Genomic DNA, 22,514 nt, shown 5'->3' on the forward strand with positions numbered 1-22,514 from the left:
TTTTGCGGACGCGGTGACGCTGACCAACGATGTGACGCTGTTGAGCACCACCACAGCGACGGATCCAGAGGCAGCACCAACTTCCGGCGGCACGGTGACGTTCGGTGCCGCTATCAACAGCGATAGCACCGCACGGGCGTTGACCATCACCGCGGGCACCGGCGATGTAGTGTTCCAGTCCGGTGCCAACGTAGGCACGGCGGATGCGGCTTCTGCGCTGGCCTCGATATCTGTGAGCGGCGCTGACATCACGCTGCGCAACGTCACCACGACCGGCACGCAGATCTACACCGCCAGCGGCACGATTGAGACCAACAGTACCTACATTGCCAACGGCGCCAACATCACGTTTGCGGGTGACACGGTGGCAAACTCGGCGCTGATCATCGACACCACCAATGCGGGTGCAGCATCGACGGCAGGCAGCGTCTTGTTTACCGCCGCGCTCGACTCCAAAGACGGTCAGGCCAACACCCTTGAAATCACCGCCGGCGCCGGCAACATCACCTTCGAAGGCATCGTTGGGGGTACGACCCCTCTGGGCGCGGTGACTATCAACAGCGCCACCCACGTAACCGCTGAAGTAGCCTTCAGCGCAGCCTCTCTGGAGCAAGTCAACGGCTCCGGTACCACGACCTTTAGTGGCGCCCTGACAACGACGGCTGCCGAAGGCATCGACGTTAACGGTACGAACTTTGACTTCAACGACGCGGTCAGCCTGACGCTGGGCGACCTCGATGTGACTTCGACCGGCACGGTTCGCTTCAATGGCCTGGTGACCACATCGGATGTGACGAGCGGCCTGGTCACGATCACCAACGGCGACCAGCTGACAATCACGTCGACTGGCGACATGAGCTTGCAGGGTGCTTTCCTACAAAACGGCGGCGGCGCGGTATCGACCGCCGGTGACATCACCACTGCTGGCGAAAACGTCACCTTCGGATCGGCTGTCACGTTAACCGGCGCTGTTGAAATCGATACTGGGTCGGGTGCTGGCAACATTCTGTTCAGCAATACGATGAATGGCGGACAGGGTCTGACCCTCATCGCCGATACCGGCACCGTAACGTTGACGCAGATCGCGGGCACGAATGCAGCCACCAGCGCTAATCACCTGGCCACCCTGACGATCACCAGCGCCTCGGCAGCCAGCCTGAACAATGTCTTTACCACAGGCGCGCAGGCAGTCACTGCTGATGCCATCACCCTCACCGGTACGACTTACGCAACCGACGGCAACGCCAATAGCAGCATCACACTGACTGGCCCGGTCATCCTTGAACAGAACACTCAGATGACCGCGTCCACTGTCACCTTCACCAGCACGCTGGACAGCGATGATGATGGTGCAACGTCGCCAGCCTCGCTTGAGCGTACGCTCGATATCACTGGCAATGCGGTATTCGGCGGTGCTGTGGGTGGCGCGACCGATGGTGTATTGGGCAGCATTGAAGTCTCGGGTGATACCGATATCAATGGCGGCTCGGTGCGCACCGATGCATTCCAGACTTATGTTGGCGCAGTGACTCTGGGTGCGGCCACAACCACACTAACCAGCTTGGATGGCGGTGATATTGACTTCCAGAGCACCTTGGATGGCGCCTCTGCTCTGACCGTAAATACCGCTGGTGCCACGATCTTTGGTGGCGCGGTCGGTAATGGCACTGAGTTGGTGTCACTGACCACGGATGCCGATGGCACGGTTCAGATCAATGGCGGCATCGTCAAGACTTCAGGTGCAGCTGGCATGGTGTTTAACGAGGCCGTAACGCTCGGTGCGAACACCACGCTGACCGCTGGCAGCAGCGGTGCGATTACCTTTGCAGATACATTGAACGGCGCCTATGCGTTGACCGCGAACACCGCGGGCACCACCACCTTTGGTAACGTTGTCGGTGGCGCTGAAGATGGCGCATTGGTATCGATCACAACGGATAACGGTGGCACCACCGCCATCAACGGCGGGGCAGTGACCACCACCGGCACCCAGACCTACGGTGACACGGTCACGCTGGGTCAAGCGACCACGCTGAACGTCACTGGCTTGAGCGCTCAGGCTATTGAGTTGGGTGCGAATAACCTGACGATTAATGAATCCGGCACGGGTGACGATTCAGGCAATGTGGCTGGGGTGATCAGCGGTACCGGCGCACTCACCATGACCGGCTCAGGTGAACTGACTTTGGCGGGCGCCAACACCTTTGCAGGCGATACCACCGTCAACAGCGGCCGACTGATTGTCAGCGGCAGCTTGAATGACAACGTCGTCGTTGATGTGAAGTCGGGTGCGACCTATGAAGCCGCATCAACCGACACCATTGGTTCGATTGAGGGCGCGGGCAACCTGGTGCTGGGTGATGGCTCTACCCTGAGTGCCGGTGAGAACGATGGCAGCACCACCTTCTCAGGCGTGATCTCGGGCGATGGCGCCTTTGAGAAGCTGGGCGATGGCACCCTGACGTTGACTGGCACCAACACCTTCACCGGCAGCACCACCATCACTGGCGGCGTGCTCTCGGTGGCCAGTGACAACAACCTGGGTGCAGCACCGTCGACTGCCACAGCCGGTCACTTGACGATCAATGGCGGTACGCTGCTGGCGACCGACACCTTTACGCTGAATACCAACCGCGGTGTGACTCTGGGCAGCGCTCACGGCACCATCAATGTCGCCAATGGCGAAGCGCTGAGCTACGCTGGCGTGATCGCAGGCGATGGCAACCTCACCAAACTGGGTGAGGGTGAACTGATTCTCTCGGGCGACAACACCTATGCAGGCACCACCACCATTACCGATGGCACCTTGCAGATCGGTGTGGGCGGCGGTAGCGGCACACTGGGGCAGGGCGCAGTCACCAACAATGCGGCCTTGATCTTCGACCACAATGTCGATATCACCGCCGCGAACGATATTGAAGGCAATGGCACCTTCACCAAGCGTGGCGGCAATACCCTGACCCTGACCGGTGAGATGACCTACTCAGGTACCACCACGATTGCCGGTGGCGCCTTGATTCTTGAGAACAACGTCACCCCGACCGGCACGCCGAACTTCCAGGGTGCCGGCAGCCTGACGATCCGCCCGGCCGATGATGACTTCGCCAGCGACCTGGATATCTCCGGCTGGACCTTCGCCAACGGCCTGACCGGCTTGACGATTGGCAAGACCAGTACCGCCGACGGCACCGGTGACAAGAACGTCACGCTCAACGGTGTGGTCGACATCAGCGGCGCAGTTACGATCTACGGCGGCAACATCACCGTGGGCGACACCCTGAGCACTGCGTCAGCGGCCAACCAGGACATCCGCCTGGAAGCCTCGGGTGATATCGTTGTAGCCGGTGGCACAACCGTCAGCACTGACGGCGGCAACGTGGTGTTCTGGGCCGATCGCGATGGTGGTTTGGACGGTATGATTCACTTGCAATGGAATGTTGACGACAAGGGCGCTGCCATTGAGACAGCAGGTGGCCATGTCTGGATGGGCGGCGGCTCAGATACGACTCAGTGGAATAATTTAACCGTCGGCACGGGAGAGGCGGTTGGTAATGCCAACAACTCAAACGGTATTGCACTGATCGGCTCCACGATTCTGACGGGCGGTGGCAACTTGGCCATGTATGGTCGTGGGCGTGATGGCGCTACTGTCAATACAACGATCCCCGCAAACGAACCTGGGACTGCGGAAGCAACCGGTGGTAACGCCAACGGTATCCGGACTCGTGGCGGCACGACCATTGATACCGCCGCGGGCACGATCTACATGTACGGTATTTCGCCACGCAACAATGGTATCGAGCTGGATCAGTCACCCAATGGTCGTGGTCTCATTACCAACTCGAGCGATGCCAACGATGCAATCGTCATGGTGGGCATATCGGAGAACACCAGTTCTGGCAATGGCTGGGGCTTCTATACCCACTATTCAGTGGTTCAGAATACCGGCGCTGGCACTATTCATATCCAGGGTAATGGCGGACGTAACGCAGGTGTGACGGTGGATGCAGGTGGTGCGATTCTGGCCGCCAATGGTGCAATCATCCTAGAGGGCTTGGGTTCAGGCAGCGCCACGCCCGAAGATGTTCGTATCTATGGTGCTGTGGGTCAGCGAGCGGGTAGCGATGTGGTGTCGAGCACGGCCGACATTACAATCATCGGTAACACTCTATCCATCGTCCAGAGCAATTCTGCCGATCGCATTGCCTCGAGTGGTACGTTGACGATTCAGTCGCGCACCGCGGGTAACACCATTGGTATTGGCGGCGCGGCAGGCACCTTGTCGCTGGCCTCTAGCTATTTCAGCACCAACTTTGCAGCCGGATTTGCCGAGATCATCGTGGGTAACGCTGCGCATACCGGCAACATCTCCATTGCTGGCACGACCACCGCGAGCGACAACCTGACGCTGAAGACTGGCGGACAGGTCAACCTCGGTGGTTCTCTGACAGCCACTGGTTCAGTGCTGACCATTGAACCCGCGGTGGATGTAACGGCGGCCAGCACCCTGGCTGGTTCAACGGTGAAGCTCAACGCCGCGGTCAATGGCGGCAACACGCTAGCGATTACGGGCGATGCGGAGTTCGGTGCCGATGTGGGTGTGACTGACAAGCTCACCAGCCTGACGGTATCCGGTAACACCCAGCTCGGTGGCGATGTGTTCACCACAGGCCTGCAAACCTTCAGCGGCAACCTTGATTTGAATGGTGCTAGCCGCACGCTGTCGGGTACCGATATCAGTCTGGCGACGGTGGCGCTGGATACCAATACCTTGACCGTGGTCGAAGCCGGCACCGGCTCGGTCAGCGGCGTGATTTCTGGCACGGGCGACATCATTAAAGATGGCGTCGGTGAGCTCACCTTCTTGGCCGATAACACCTATACCGGTTCCACGCGCATTGACGCCGGTACCCTGCAGCTGGGCAATGGCGGCATCACGGGTGGCTTGGCCGCTGGCAGTGTTGCTGACTTGATCAATGAGGGCACTTTGATCGTCAACCGCAGCAACGCCTACACCTTGTTCAATAATATCAGCGGCTCGGGCAGCCTGGTGCAGGCTGGCACAGGCCTGACCACGATCACCGGTGTGAACACTTTCACCGGTGACACCATCGTTGAAGGCGGCATCCTGAAAGCCGATACCGCCACGGTGGGCACGCCAGGCAGCATCACCAGAAGCGCCTTCGGTACGGGTAATGTAACCGTTCTCAGTGGCGCCGGTGTTGACATCAACGGCCAAACCATTGCCAACACGCTGACCATTGCGGGTAACGGCTTTGACAACAGCGGCACGGACACAGGCGCCGTCTTTAATGGCAGCACAGACGCCACGATCTCTGGCGCGATCACTCTGGCCGGCAACGCGCTGATTCAGACAGCCGGTGCGCTGACGATCAGCGGCACCGTTGATGCTGCTGAAGAAGATGGTGACTCTGCCCTGACCATCGGCAATGCCGGCGGCAGCGGTCTAATTACGCTGGCGGGTAACATCGGTATCGGTGAAACCATCACCAGCCTGTTGGTCACTGATGCAGTGGCACTCGCCGCCGATGTGAAGACCACTGATGATCAGACCTTCGAAGGTGCCGTTACTTTGGGTGCTCCAGTCGAGCTGACCAGCACCGACGGCGATATTGCCTTCGACAGCACCCTAGATGCTGATGGCACCGCACGCAACCTGACGGTCAATGCCGCGGATGTGACGTTCGGCGGTGCTGTGGGCGCAGGCGATGAACTCGGCGATGTCACTATCGTGAACACTGGCGAGCTCACCATCGCCAACGGTGCGAACTTCAACCTGGCTGGCGCCTTTAACCAGTCCGGCGGTGGCACGGTCAATTTGGGTGGCAACATCACCACGGCTGATGCCGCAATTGACTTTGCAGATGTCATCACCTTGACCAACGGTGTGACGCTGCTGAGCACGACCACGGCTGCAACACAGGGCGGTGCTACCAGCGGCGGCACGGTGACCTTGGGTGACACGATTGATTCTGATGCCACGGCGCGTGCACTGACCATCACGGCCGGTAACGCCAATGTCGTCTTCCAGACCGCGGCGAACGTGGGTAACAGCGCGGATCTGGCGTCCGTCGACATTAGTGCTGCCAGCATCACCCTGCGTGATGTGATTACCGTGGGCACGCAGACCTACACCGCCAGCGGCACGATTGAGACCAACAGTACCTATATCAGCGATGGCAACGCGATTACCTTCGCCGGTGATGTGGTGGCCAACTCGGCGCTGACCATCGATACCACGAATGCCGCTAATGCATCTGGCGCCACGGTTACCTTCGAAGGCACGCTGGACTCTAAAGCAGGTGAGGCCAATACGCTGGAGATCACTGCCGGCACCGGCAATATCGACTTCGACGGGGCAGTGGGCAGCGCCACAACCGGCGGTAGCGGTGCGCTGGGCGCCGTGACCATCCACAGCGCTGAAGATGTGACCGTGGCCACTGGTGCAGCCTTCAATGCGGTGAGCATTGAGCAGGTTGCGGGTTCAGGCACGACCACCTTCGGTGGCACCGTGAGCACCACAGGCCAGATCGGTGGCAGCAACGTCAACGGCATCGACCTGAACGGGAATAACGTTCGCTTCAAGGCCGGCGTGACCACCACCAATGATGGTGCAGTGCGCGTCAACAACGCAGGTACATTGACCATCGATAACGATGCGCACTTCACCCTGGATGGCGCCTTTGCTCAGGTCAGCACGGCTGATACGGGTTCCGTGAGCCTCGGTGGCAACATCACCACGACTAACGATGCAATCAGTTTCGCCAAGGCGGTAACGCTGACCAACAACGTGTTGATGAACACCAACACGGCCGGTGGCGACATCACCTTCAGCGAAACCCTGGACGCCACTGCTGCTGGTGCTCAAGCCCTGACCTTAACCGCCGGCACCGGCAACCTCACCTTCACCGGTGCCGTTGGGGGTACGACCCCTCTGGGTGCGGTGACCGTGAGCAGCGCCCAGAACGTGACCGTCAACGGCCTGCGCGCCGCCAGCTTCTTACAAACCACCGGCACCGGCACCACTACCTTGAACGCTGGCACCTTCGGCTCCGATACCGAAGCCATGGCAACCACAGCCATTGCGGGTGTGCAGATCAATAACCAGGCGATTACGGTCAACCACGAGATCAACACCACCGATGATGGCGTCGTGACCTTGAACGCCACCGCAGGTCTGCTGACGTTGGCTGCCTTGGGCGACATCAACGCTGACGGTGCGGTGCATCTGACCGCCTCAGCCGGCATCGAAACCGCCGGTGACATTATCACCACGGCAGACAACGTGACCTTTGTGTCGGCCACGACCTTGACCGGTGCGGTTGATATCAACACCGGCACAGGTATTGGTAACATTCTGTTCAGCAGCACCCTCAACGGCGCTCAGGATCTGACCCTCACCGCCGATTCGGGCACGGTGACGCTGTCTGGCATCACGGGTACAAGCGCAAGCAGCAACAACCGTATAGACACCCTGACGGTGGTTAGCGCCTCGGCAGCGAACTTGAACAATGTGTTCACCAGCGGCGCGCTGAACATTACGGCTGATGCCATTACGCTCACGGGCACGACTTACAACGCAGGCACGAGCACGGTAACGCTGACCGGTGCCTCGGTGTTGAATCAAAACACCACCATCACAGCCGCCACCGTGACCTTCGATGGCACGCTCGATAGCAGCAACGATGGTGAGGACACGCCAGCATCGAACTTCCGTACGCTGGATATCACCGGTGCGGCGGTGTTCGAAGATTCAGTCGGCGACAGCTTCAAGCTCGGAGGCTTGACCTTCTCTGACACCACAGCGATCAATGGTGACTTGGTGGCAACCAGCGGTGCTCAGATCTACACCGGTGCGGTCACCTTGGGTGATAACACCACGATCAGCACCATCGACTCCCATCTAACCTTCAGCGACACCCTGAATTCGCAGGGCAGTGCGCGTGATTTGACGATCACCACCGGCTTGGGCGACATCACCTTCGCGGGTGCCGTAGGTGCGGTATCGGGCGGACGCTTGGGTGACGTGACGATTAACCAAGCCGCCAACGTCACCATTGGTACCGGTTCGGCTGATACCTTCAGCGCCACCTCGTTTACCCAGGCTGACGCCACGCGCGGCACGGGCATTTTCACACTGAATGGCGCTCTGGATACGGATGCCGGTGCGATCACCATCAGCAGCCAAATCGTTACCTTGAACGCCGATATCACGACCACCGCAGGCGGCGCCAATGGCTTGGTCACGATCAACGCCGGCAATGGCGGTGTGACGCTGGCGGGTGGTCAGATCATTACCACCACTGCAGCTGATGCAGGCACCACCTCAGGCGCCATTGACATCAACTCGGTCGGCTCAGTGAACTTGACTGGCAACCTGGTGACTACCGGTGTGGCCGGTAACTCCAACAACGAAGCCGGTGCGACTGGCGGTGCCGTGACCATCGACACCACCGACGCGGCTGCCACGATCACGATTTCGGATATCAGCACCTCCGGTGGCGCAGCAGAAGTCGGCAACAACGCCAACGGCGGCAATGCTGGCACAATTACGCTGACCACCAACTCAGCCGGCACCATCACGCTGGATAACAGCACGATCACCGCGGCAGGCGGGGCAGGCGATAACATGGGCGAGCAGGGCGCGGGTGCCAACATCACCTTCGCCAACGCCGTTGAACTGATTAACGGTGCTGTTGCTATTGATACCGGCGCGACCGGCGGCGACATTACCTTCCAGAACACCCTGAACGGTGGCCAGGATCTGACGCTGACCGCCGGCACCGGCAACATCAGCTTCGACGATGTCGTGGGTACGGATCGTCTGGGCTTGGTCACCATCAACAGCGTCAACAACGTCACGGTTGCCGATGGCAAGGGCTTCAATGCTCAGGCCATCCTGCAGGTAGCGGGCACGGGCTCCACCACCTTTGGCAGCACGGTGAATACCAATGGCCAGATCGGTGGCGGTAACGACAATGGCATCGACCTGAACGGCAACAACGTCCAATTTAAGGCCGGTGTCACCACCACCAACGCTGGTGCAGTGCGCATCAACAACGCAGGCCTCTTGACCATCGATAACGGCGCGAACTTCGACCTCGATGGCGCCTTTGCTCAGGTCAGCACCGCCAACTCCGGTTCGGTGAATCTCGGTGGCAACATCACCACCGCCGATGCCAACATCAGCTTCGCGAAGGGTGTGACCCTGACTCAGGCCGTAACTCTGGATACCGACACTGATGGTGGCAATATCACCTTCAGCGAGACCCTTGATGGCACGCACAACCTGACACTGACCGCTGGCACGGGCGATATCACCTTCAGTGATGTTGTCGGTGGCAGTGGCAATGCACTGGGTGCGGTTTTGATCACGAGTGCAGACGTGACCTTTGCTGCTGAAGCGTTCAATGCCGCGAGTTTGGTTCAGTCAGCTGGCACGCGCACGCAACTCTCAGGCAATGTAACGACGACGACATCCGCGGGCTTGGACCTCACGGCTGGTGTTATTGAGTTGGGCACACAGCAGATCGATACCTCGGCGGGCAACGGCATCGTACGTATGAATGGCGCCACCGAGTTGGCGGTGTCCAATGTCACGATCACCCGTGGCACGGGTTTGGTGACCTTTACCGGGACGCTTGATAGCCTACCTAACGCATCTGAAACTGACTCGGCCTTTAATAGCCTGACCATCAACGGCGTAGGTGGCGGTGCGATCGCCTTTGAGGGCAATGTCGGTGCGGGAACGAACGACCGCCTCGGTGCAGTGCTGATTGCCACGGCAACTGAAGTCACGGTTTCCGATGACAAGTCGTTCAACGCCGTGTCGTTCTTGCAGCAGGCGGGCACCACCACGACCTTTGGTGGCACAGTCAACACCAGTGGCCAGATTGACGCATCGGGTACGCCTGCCAATGGGAACGGCATCGACATCACGGCCACCAACGTTCAGTTCAAGCAAGCGGTCACCACCACCGGTAGCGGTGCAGTGACGATCGCGAACACCGGCACACTGACCATTAACAACGGTGCCAACTTCAACCTGGCCGGTGCGTTTGATCAGTCGGGCGGTGGCACGGTGAACCTCGGCGCTAACATCACCACGGCTGATGCGGCAGTGGGCATCGCTGATGCGGTGACCTTGACCAACGGCGTGACCATCGATACCAGCAGCACCAATGGCGGCCAGTCAGCAGCCACAACCGGCGGTACGGTGACATTCGGTAATACGGTCAACAGCAATGGCACCGCCCGGGCGATGACCATCACCGCTGGCACGGGTGATGTGGTGTTCCAGACTGGCGCCAATGTGGGCACGGCTGCGGCAGCTGATTCAGCACTGGCCTCAGTGGATGTCACCGCGGCCAACATAACGCTGCGCAATGTGACCACCACGGGCACACAGCTCTACACCGCTAGCAGCCTGATCGACACCAACAGCACCTACATCACTGACGGCGCCAACATCACCTTTGCGGGCGCCACACAGATGAACTCGGCGTTGGTCATTGACACCGGTGCTGACGGCGGCAGCGTCTTGTTCACCAGCACGCTGGACTCAGAGTCAGGCGAAGCCAACACGCTCGAAATCACCGCCGGTACCGGCAACATCGACTTTAATGGCATCGTTGGGGGTACGACCCCTCTGGGTGCCGTGACCATCAACTCGGTGACCACATTGACCGCTGACCATGCCTTTAACGCAGCCAGCTTCACCCAGGGTGCGGGTTCGGTCCTGACCCAGTTTGACGGTGCGATGACACTGTCCGGTCTGTTTGACTTCACCGGAACAGCACTGACGTTTACTGCTGCTGGCAACACGGTTGGCGGCACCATGGATGTGACCAACTCGGGCGTGTTCACCACGGCGGATATCGCTGACATCACGGTCACCGGTCAGTTCACGCAAAATGGCACGAGTACCAGCAGCCTGGGTGGCAACCTGACGGCCACCGCCGGCATGAACTTCGCTCAGGCGATTGCCTTGACTGGCAGCGATGTGGTGGTGCTGAGCACCGGTGGTGCGAGCGGTCAGGACATTGTGCTGGGTACCGACCTCGATACCAACATCACTGGCAGTGACCAGGCCTTGACCTTGAATGCCGGCAACTTGGGCAATATCACGGTTAATGGCGCCATCGGTGTAAGCAACGCAGCCCTGGGTGCAATCACCATCACCAACGCCAATGAGGCGACATTTGCAGGCGCAGTCACCGCTGCAAGCTTCACCCAGTCGCTGGCTAACACCACCACGGGTGCCACGACCTTTAACGCCCAGGTTGCCACGAACGATGACTTCACATTCACCGGCCGCGTGCTGACGTTGAACGCTGCAGACAACACCGTGGGCGGCACCATGACGGTGACCAACTCGGGTCTGTTCACCACAGCCGATATCGCAAACATCACCGTCACGGGTCAGTTCACGCAAAACGGCGCTGGTACCAGCAGCTTGGGCGGCAACCTGACGGCTACCGCTGGCATGAGCTTCGATACTGCCATTGCACTGACGGGTACCGATGCAGTGGTGTTGAGCACCGGCGGTGCGTCTGGCCAGAACATTGTGTTGGGCGCGACCAATACTGCAACCGTCACCGGCGCCGGCCAGGCCTTGACCTTGGATGCGGGCACGGATGGCAACATCACGGTGCGTGGTGCAGTGGGTGACGCGGATGCCAATGCGCTGGGTGCGATCGTTGTGACGGATGCCAACGAGGCCACCTTTGAGCAAAGCGTCACTGCAGCCAGCTTCACGCAGGACGCCGGCACCACATCGACCACATTTAGTGGTCCCGTGACTCTGGGTGGCGCCTTTGCCTTCACCGGTGAAGCCCTGACCCTGAACGCAGCCCTAGGCAGCGGCAGCACGGTGACAGTGACCAACGAAGGCACCTTCACCACAGCCGCCGCAGGCAACATCACCGCAACCGGCGCCTTCACCCAAAACGGCAACGGCACCAATAGCCTGGCGGGCGACATCACTACCACGAACAACGACATCAGCTTTGCAACGGCTGTGACGCTGACCGGCCCCGTCGCCCTGACCACCAACACCGGTGCCGGCGACATCACCTTCACCAGCACCCTGAACGGTAGCGAGAACCTGACGCTGACCGCAGGCGAAGGCAACATCACCTTCACCGGCGAAGTGGGGGGTACGACCCCTCTGGGTGCAATTGACATCGTCAGCGCTGAAGATGTGACTGCGAATGCCATGAATGCGACGAGCTTCAACCAGCAAGCCGGCACAGGCACAACCACTTTAAACGGTGTAACAGGCTTCACTGGTGCGGTTGCCTTCACAGGTCAGAACTTGACCGTGAACCAAGCCTTGAGCGCGGGCGGCACCATGACCGTGACCACTGCAGATACCTTTACGACTGCAGCAACGGGCAACATCACCGCCACCAATGGTTTCACCCAGAATGGCACAGGCACTAGCAGCTTAGCTGCTGACATCATTACCACTGATAGCAACATCGACTTTGCGACGGCGGTTGTGTTGACCGATGATCTGTTGATGACCACCGGCGCGACTGGCGGCGACATTATCTTCCAGAACACCTTGAATGGTGACCAAGCGCTGACCCTGACGGCTGGCACGGGTACAGTGACCTTGGCTGGCATTGTGGGTTCGGATGCAACGAGCGGTGACCGCCTGACCAGTTTGACAGTCACCAGCGCGTCGGCGGCTAACCTGAACAACGTATTCACCTCGGCTGCGCAGGACATTACGGCCGATGTCATTATCTTGACGGGTGCCACCTATCATGCAGGTGCCAGCACGATCACCCTGGCTGGTGCTTCAGTATTGAATCAAGCCACCACCATTACGGCAGCGAACGTAACCTTCGACGGCACACTCGATAGCCAAGCGAGCGAGACCCGTTCGTTGGGTATCACCGGTGATGCTGAGTTTGCGGGCGCTGTTGGTGCAGCAGACGCATTAACCAGCTTGACGGTTTCTGGCACCAGTGCAATTGATGGCGGTGCTATAACAACGACCGGTCTGCAGACTTATACCGGTGCGGTCACCCTAGGTGCTGGTACAACATTCAACACGACTAATAGCAATGTAACCTTTAGCGATACCTTGACGGCAGTTGATGCGGCACGCGAGATCACCATCACCACGGGCACAGGCGCAGTGACTCTGTCGGGTGCTGTGAACACCCTGGGTGGTGACTTCACCATCACCAGCGGCACGGTCACTGCGACAGCTGACTTGACCACGACAGGCACTGCCGGCGCGAACGGCGGTAACGTCAGCATCACCACGACCGGTGCAGAGACCTACATCAGCGTGACCAACATCACGACTTCTGGCGCCGATGCTACATCGGGTAGTCATGCTGACGGTGGTGATGCCGGTACCATTACGCTGGCAACCCCAGGCGGTCTGGGCATTGTCCTGAACGATAGCGAAATTGTTGCGGCCGGTGGCTTGGGCGATGGCTCAGGCGTGCAGGGCGAGGGCGCTGATATTAGCTTCAAGAATGTGCTTGAGCTCAATGGTGACTCTATCTTAATCGATACCGGCGCGACCGGCGGTGACTTAGAGTTCTTGGGTGCCCTTGATGGTGACCTGGCGGTTACCCTGACAGCGGGCACGGGTGACCTTAATATCGGCATGGTTGGTGATATTGGTGCGATTACGCCATTGGCCAGCCTCGACATTTCTGCGGCCAACCTGACGCTGTTTAACGTCACAACCACCGGTTACCAGCAGTACACCTCGGCGGGGACTATCACCACCAACAGCAGCTATCGCACCTCGGGCGGTACGGTGACCTTCGCCGGTGATGTGGTGATCAACAGTAACTTGACCGTTGATACCACCTTCGGCACGACCGTAGAAGAACCAATTCCAGGCGCGGCTGTGACCTTCACTGGCTTGGTGAATGCTGAGGCCAGCGCGAATGGCGATATGACCATCACGGCCGGTGTCGGCGATGTGACCTTCGAGCAGGCGATTGGCTCCTTAGAAAACGGTGCGGTCGGTGCCATCGAGGTCAATACCTCTGGCTTGACTGACTTCCAGAGCACGATTAACGCCGTAAGCGTAGTGACCGATGTCGGCGGCACAGTGCAGTTGGCCGATGATGTCACCGTGACCGGGGCTAATGGCGCAATCTTTAATGAGAACCTGATCATTGCCCAAGCAGAGGCGGCAACACCTTTGGTTATTGAAGCCTCTCACAATGATGGCCTGGTGACCTTCGGTAGCAATGTTGACTCTGCTGCGGGTGATGAGAATACGTTGACAATCAACGCAGGTGGCGCTGTGACCTTTATGGGAGCAGTGGGTTCTACTCCAAATGGCAAGCTCGGTATGCTGGCGATCAACACCGGAGCATTGACTGACTTTAGAGATACCGTGGCGGCAGTGAGTTTGACCACTGATGTTGCAGGTACGGTTGCTATTGCCGATGACATTACAGTCGATCAATTTGTGACGCTTGGCGAACAGACGGTCAATTTGAACGGTGATGTGTTCATCACGGCCAACGCTGGCACTGGTGCGATCACCTTGGGCGGCACGGTGTCCGGCGCGCATGAGCTGACGCTGTCAGGTGCCACGACCCTGAGCCACAGCACCATCATGACAGTGAGCTCGGTTGATTTTGACGGCACGTTGGTGAGTGCTGAGGACGTTTCGGCTGGCATCTCTGCCATGTATACGTTGACCATTAACGGTGCTGCAGTCTTTGGTGATGGAGTCGGTGTTGCAGGTAGTGAGCTGGGTAGCCTGAGGGTCACTGGCAACACCGACATCAATGGCGGCTCGATCACCACGCATACGACGCAGCGCTTCGAAGGTGCGGTCACTTTGGGTGCCAATACCACCTTGAAGGGTTCGACAGTTATTTTTGATGACACCCTTGATAGCGACAACGACGGTAGCGATTCACACTTCCGCACTCTGAGTGTTCAGGCTGCTGCCGAGTTTGGTGATGCAGTTGGCAGCAGCGATGAGCTGGGTGCCCTCACAGTAACCGGTACTGCGCAAATTGCTGATGACATCAGCACGGCAGTAGGTGGCACTCCTGAGAGCACTGGCAAGCAAGAATTCCAAGAGGCAGTCACGCTGACTGGAGACGCAGTCCTGAGTTCTGGTGCAGGCAACTTGCAGTTCGATAAAGCCATTTCGGGTGCGTTTACACTGACACTGAACAACTCAGCTGAGGTTATAACGGCAGCGGCTGACGGTACGATTGATGTTGATGCGCTGATCTTGAATGGCTCGGCTACCCGCTCTTTCGGTGCCGACATCACCACTGATACGTTCGAGGTGTCGGGTGGTTCAGTGACGGGTGCCAATCTGACAATTGCGGCCAGCACCTCGGTTTCGGTGACGGGTGCAACTCAGTTTGGTGGTGCTCTAACGTTCGTGACCGATGAGTTCGATATTGCTGCTGATATCACTTCAGCAACATCGGGTAGCAACTCGCTCGCGATTGAAACATTCTCGTCCGGTCGCGCCATCCGACTCGGTGAGAACAGTCAGTCACTCAATCCAACCGTTGCTTCGCTTGATCTAACCGCGGCCGAGCTGGCGCGCATTTTGGGTGGCTTTAGTAGCGTCACAATCGGTTCTGATGACCTGGATAGCGATATTGAGTTCGTGGGTGATCAAACGGTGACTTTGCTAAACAACACCGTCTTGAATGCACGTGACCTGACGCTTGCATCGGGTACCTTAGCCATCGGTGGTACTGATCTGACCCTTGATATTGATGTGGCACGTGATTTCAGTGTCACCGGCACAGAACGTGATGCATTGACAGTGACCGGTGATTTGACGGTAGATTATCGTGCGACGGTTATCGGTGCTGATCACCTCTCATTCGATGGCGCCATCAAAGCCAACAACATTACGTTCAATCAAGTCGGTGTTGGCAATCTTGAGCTCGGGGTGAGCGGCAAGACGGCTGGCGAAGCCAGTATATCAGCAGTGGATTTCGCAAATTTGGTGGCTGGCGATACCTTGACTCTTAATGGTTCTGGTGCAACTGGAACGCCAACATTGATCATCGTGGGTAACGTGGGCACTGGCTCAAATGTGACCTTCGATTTCTACGAGATCGACTTCGATGCCGATTTGACCCTGGGTGCTGACAAGCTGTTGGCCTTGAATACCACCAACGGCGTGACGCAGAACGCAGAGAATTCCGCAATTACAGCGGGCGACCTGCTATTGACAGGCGGAGCGGTTAGCTTGGTTGGCGCCAATACACTGGGTGATGCTGACTACGTCGGTACGGTCGCTGCCGATGTGGCCGATCTGACCTTGGTGGTTGACGGCAGTAACCTCACCATCGGCAGCATCGGCGATCTGGATGGCATTACCAGTGGTGCGGCCATCAATATCAGCGGCGTTGCTAAACTGGTCATTGCAGAAGACGTTTCTGCTGAAGACCACATCACCCTAGCGGCAGGCAACGGCTTGACCGAAGGTGAGGGTGCTGATGGCATCACGATTAATAACGGCGTGACCGTTGTTTCTGACAACGGCAACGTGGTGTTGGATGCGGGCATGACCGGTAACTTCATCAACCTTTCAGGTCGTAACGCGGTTCAAGCCAACAATGGTAACTGGCAGGTCTGGTCCTATGGCTGGACGCCAGCGGTGGGCTCGGCATTAAGTGAAACCTTCAGCCAGTTTGGTACCGCGGAGGAGGGCGTGCTAGCCAGCGGTAATCAGGCTCGCTTCAACGCGGATTGGTTATCTGATCGCAACAGCGTTACCGGCCTTGCTCAAAGCGGCAACCAATACATCTTCGCAAGTGCAGCGCCTGCACTCGTAAGTGCGGTGCTGAATATTGATCTTGCGAATCTAAATAGCGGAGCTGCTGGTGCAATCGAAGTTGAATATGGTGATAGCGCGGTTAACCAAAAATTCTTGGATTCGGTAGCCACGATAACCAGTATTGCATCGACTCAGGAATTAGTACTCAAAGACATTGTGGGTAACACATTAAATGCAACGGCGTTTGATATCACCTTGCCAGATATTGACAATATCCCAACGCTTGATGTGACGGCTGTCTTTGATGCTCTAGCCGTGGCTTGGGCAGGTCAAACAACGCTGGTCGATGCTGGCGAACATCGTGATGCAACCTTAACCGGCGCCACAGTGAATAACCAGACCTTGACCTTGAATGGTGACAGCTTGTTGGCGACGGATTCTGGTGTCGTTTATAACCTGATTAATAATGGTATTACCTACACCTTCATTTCCGGTGATGCCGGTCGCGTTAATGTGGTGCCAAAAGTGATTTCGGCCAGCGCGACAGTGGCGGATCGAGTTTATGACGGTACTGCGAATTTAGCTATCAGCGATATCAGTGTTCAGACTGGTGTGGATAACCAAACATTGGTAGTTAATGTTGGCGCCAGCGGTTTTGTAGACACGGTGGTGGGTACTGAGACTGTCCTGGCTAAGGATGTTGCGTTGCTTGCGGGTGATGTGGTCGCTAAGGACTGGACAATCTCCGGCTTGACGCTGGGTAATGGCGATAACGGTGGCAAAGCCAGCAACTACGTGCTTGCTACCGATGCCTTGAGTGATCAAGCGAAGATCACCCAACGTGAGTTGACAGCTGAAATTATCAACACACCAACGCGTGTATACGACGCGACCACGGGTGCGACACTGACCAGCGCCAACTTTGCTATCGGTAATTTGGTGGCCGGCGAGTCATTCACTATCAACCAGAGTGTTGGTGCGTTTGATGAGCGTCATGTCGGTCAGCGTACCGTAACCGCAGATTTGACTGCGGCAGACTTTACAGCGAGCGGCTCGACACTGGCTGGCAACTATATTCTGCCAGTTGTGGCCGAAGGTGCGGGCTTGATCACGCCAAAAGCAATTACGATCACCGGCCTGGGTGCTGACGACAAAGTTTATGATGGCAACACCAATGCAACGATTACCGGTACAGCGGTCTTTAGTGGCACAAACCAAGCGGGTGCCGGCACATCGGCAGATGGCTTTATCTATGCGATTGATCAGGGTGACTTGACGATTGCGGGTGATGCTGTGGGTACCTTCAATAGCCAGAATGTGGTCGATGCCGCGACGGTATCGATCACCGGTTTGAGTTTAGCAGGTAGTGCCGCTGGTAACTATACTTTGGTGGATCATGCGGATGTAACGGCACAGATTACACCACTGGCGTTGACGGTTACCGGTACAGTGGCTGATGATCGCGTCTATGATGCGACCAATGTTGCTTCTATTCAGGTTGGTACCTTGTCAGGCTTTGTGGGCAACGAAACAGTCACCGCCGACGCGGTGGGTATCTTCGATGCCAAGGATGCGGGCGCTCGCACAGCGACAGCGACCTATACCTTGCTTGATGGTGACAATGGTGGATTAGCATCAAACTACCGCCTGGCGAATACCACGGGCTTGACGGCTACCATTACACCGAAAGACATTATGGTGTCTGGCCTATCCAGTGCTAACAGGGTCTATGACGGCACAACTAATGCGGTTGTTACGGGTGTAGCGCTATTGGCTGAAGATATGGTGTTTGCCGGTGATGATCTGACATTAGATGCGAGCAATGTGAGCGGCTCTTTCAACTCGAAAGATGTTGCAACAGCGAGTTTTGTAAGTTTTGCAGGTCTGGTGCTGGATGGCGCTGATGCCAACAACTATAACTTGTTGGCTCACGATAACGTTAGTGCCAGCATCACGCCAAAAACGATTTCGATTAGCTTCGAGGCCGCTGATAAGCAATATGATGGCAATACGGATGCTCTGGCTTCAAATATCATCTCAGCTGATTTAGTCGCTGATGATGTTGTGACCTTTGACGTGGCGGGCGCCTTCTTTGATGATGCGAATGTCGGTAACAATATCCGCGTAACCTTAGATAACCAAGGTGTCACTTTGGATGGTGATGATGCCGCTAACTATGTGATCACCACAGAGACCTTGTTTGCCCTGGCAGCAATTACACCCCGCGATCTAAGGGTTGCGCCGGTGGTTGGTCAGTCCATTACATATGGTGACACAGTACTGCCTGAGTTGAGTTATACATTGCAAAACCTAGTCGATGGTGATGAAGAGGTTGTTTCGGGTGCCTTGTCTAGTGTGGTGCGTCTGTTTGATGGCACAGCGGGCTCGGCCGATGGCGTGGGTAGCTATGCGATTACGCAAGGTACGCTTGATGCCGGTCGCAACTACCGCATCCAGCTTGATCCGGTAACGCTAGAAGTGATTGCGCGGGACTTGGTGGTGACTGCGGCACCAGTAACAACCACCTATGGTACGCCGTTAAATCTGCGTGCTGTTGCAGCCACGGCGGATGACTTAATTAATGGGGATTCCATTTCTTCGATTACGGCACAGTTCACCTATGAGGGCAATACCTATGGCAGTGTGATTGGCACAGCCAATGCGGGGGTCTATACCAATAGCATCATCGGCACCTCTGCGGTAGGTAATGGCTTAGAAAACTACAATATTACCTTTGCGACCAGTGATGTGACTATCGAGCGGGCCGACTTAACCCTATTGGTGGTGAATGACGCACGCTTTGAGATTGAATCCGATCAGGCTGGTTTCCAAGGTGTCGTTGGCTCGGGCTGGCGCAATGGTGATACGCTCGATGACTTGACCGGTGACTTGGCGATTAATCGTACCAATGCCAACGTTTCAACCCCAGGCGTGTACCAAAATGTATTGGTTGGTTCAGGGCTTGATTCTACCAACTACAATGTGAACTTTGTACAAGGCGATTACACCATTGTTGAATCTGGTGTGATTGTGAGTGCGCCGACGCAAACCGTCACTTATGGGGTTCAGCCAAACTACGCTGGCTTAAGTGCGCGCTATAGCGATGGTAGCAATGTCTTTGGTGACTTGTCCGTTGTTCGTTCGGGTAACGAAATTGTGGTAACGGGCATTCCAAATAACGGCCAGATTAGCTTTAATCTACTGCAAGATGAAGCGCAGCTCAGCGGCGCAGGCTTCTTGAAAGCGGGTGGCTATCAGCTCGCTATTGACCTAGAGTCTGTTGCGTATTCTGGTGGCGTCAATCGCGTTGAGTTGGTCGGTGGTCTGAATGTGCTTGCGAAAGCCATTGATGCCACGCAGGCGATTACCATTAACGATATCACGAAGGTCTACGATGGTAATAACACTATGGAAGGTGTTGCGCTGAATGTGACCTATGCAGACGATACTATTTTGGCTGACGATAATGTTGTGGTAACGCCAGATGGTACGTTTGAATCGCGCCATGTGGGTGAAAATATTGGCTACACCATTGATATCACATTAGCGGGTGACGATGCCTTGAATTACTTCATCAGCAATATTGAGCCGTTAATTGGTACCGATGGGGTTATTACCCAGCGTGAGAGTGTTGCCTGGGTCTTAGAAGGTAATGGCAGCTGGTCGAATCCAAATAATTGGGCAGATGGCGCAATACCTGATATGTATAACGTCGCGAATGTGTATATTCCTGAGGGTATCGTGGTCACCTTTGACAATGCCGTTGAAGTTGCCGGCCCAGAGTACACCCTCATGGATGGTCAAGTGATTACAAGCGTTGAAAACGACGGTATCGTCCGCTTCAATCGTTCGGATGAGATTACCTACTCATCGAACATTGTTGGTGAAGGTATCTTGATTAATGCCGGTAGCGGCGTGCTAACGCTGGCCGGTGATAATAGCTATACCGGTGGCACCACGCTGATGAATGCCAGCACGACCATTGCGGGTAGTAATACGGCCTTCGGCAACATGGATCTTGGAGAGATTACCACGCTGGGCACCCAGGCTCGTTTGGGTATGGCTTACGATGTTGAGTTAGAGCGTCTGGTGGTCTTCGGTCCGGTGACCTTGATTACGGATGTTGTGACGGCTGGCGATCAGATCTATCGCGGTAATGTGACCCTGGCACCAAATCAGGAGGGTACGAACTTAGCCGATGCGGATACCATTACGCTGAAAGCAATTGAAGGTCATATTTCCTTCTTGGGTCGTCTCGATGGCGCGGTGGATGGTGCCTATTCACTGCTTGCTATTACCGATGATGATTCCAAGATTATTACTATTGGGGACAGCAGTGGTGAGTTCGCTCGCTTGAAGAACTTAACCCTCAATGCTGCTGATGGCGATGGTCGCATTTATCTGCTAGCTGATATTCTGACGGCCAATGCACAGACCTATAACGGGGCTGTTTGGATTGGCAATAACGGTAGTGAAGGTTTCTTATATGACTACTACGTCAGCAATGTAGCAGACGTTATGGAAGGTAAAGATTACCTAGGCCAACCTGAAGAAGATGAAGAGGGTGTGCAGATGGAGCCTTCGTTATATAACGACGATCCGCTATATGCACGGACGTTGATTTCTGAGAACCCAAGTATCACCTTCAATGGTACGGTGAATGACCTAAGTCTCAACACCCATACCCTATTGGTGGCTGCGATTGGGTCACCATCAGTGAGCAGTGACCCTGTGATTAACTTCGAGGGTCTTGTGGGCAATGAGAGTCAGTTATACAGCTTGGGTGCAGCCACCATTAGCTTGACGGTTGATGCCGATGGCGTGGATGCCGATTTCGCGGGCGGTGTGGGTGTTAAAGAAAACATCACCACCTTCCATGAAATTATTCTGCTAGGTGGTGATCAGACAGATGTGTCGACTGGCGTTGAATTTAAGATTGCGGATGAAGGTGGACGCAAGAATGTCTACTTAGCACCACAGCCTGAATCAACGGATGCCGAGCTGCCTGAAGTCATTATTGAGGCCTTAAATGCGCCATTGGATATTGATAATATTGAGGCAGGTCCTGGTGCGGGTCTAGATCCGGAGCTAAATCCTGATCCTGTTGATATTCCTGGCGATATTGGTGAAATCGGTGATGGCACGGGTATCGAGCCAGGAACGGAGCAGCTAGAGCAGCCAGGAACGGAACAACCAGAGCAGCCAGGAACGGAACAACCGGAGCAGCCAGGAACGGAGCAACCAGAGCAGCCAGGAACGGAGCAGCCAGGTCAGCCAGTAACGGAGCAGCCAGGTCAGCCAGATCCAACCGATCGATCTACGGCTGAAGTGGTTGAGCGTGCAACACAGCAAGCAACGCGGGTTGTCAGTGAGGCCACCACCGTGGTAGCAAGCGCAACAGCGACACCGAGTGCGATTCCAGCTGGCTTTGTCAGCGTTATGGCATCAACCGTACAGCAGTTTAGTGCGGGTGCGATCTTTGTTTACCAGTTGCCACGAGCGGCCTTTGTACATAGTGATGCGGATAGTATACTATCGGTTACAGCAAGACTGGCATCTGGTGAAGCGTTACCAAATTGGTTAAGCTTCTCACCCGAAGATTGGAGCTTTACAGGACAAGCGCCAGAAGGTATTCGTTTCTTGGATGTTGTCATTATTGTGACTGATCAAGAGGGTAATCAAGCAATAACCGAGCTACGCTTCGAGTTTGACTAGCGTGACAGGCAACTTAAAAGTTTAT

The 22,514-nt window shown here is 56.4% G+C and carries 1 protein-coding gene (running past one end of the window); it reads left to right on the top strand.

Annotation, left to right across the window (positions count from 1 at the left end; all coding sequences use genetic code 11):
• Positions 1-22,489, top strand: the 3' portion of a protein-coding gene (locus tag THICY_RS01480; RefSeq protein ID WP_013834844.1) for a YDG domain-containing protein. Its footprint begins 65,120 nt before the window's first position; the window shows 22,489 of its 87,609 coding nt (coding positions 65,121-87,609); its start codon lies beyond the left edge, outside the window; the stop codon is at positions 22,487-22,489.
• Positions 22,490-22,514: the final 25 nt, after the last annotated feature.

Origin of the sequence: Thiomicrospira cyclica ALM1, assembly GCF_000214825.1 — a bacterium.
GTDB classification, from domain to species: domain Bacteria; phylum Pseudomonadota; class Gammaproteobacteria; order Thiomicrospirales; family Thiomicrospiraceae; genus Thiomicrospira; species Thiomicrospira cyclica.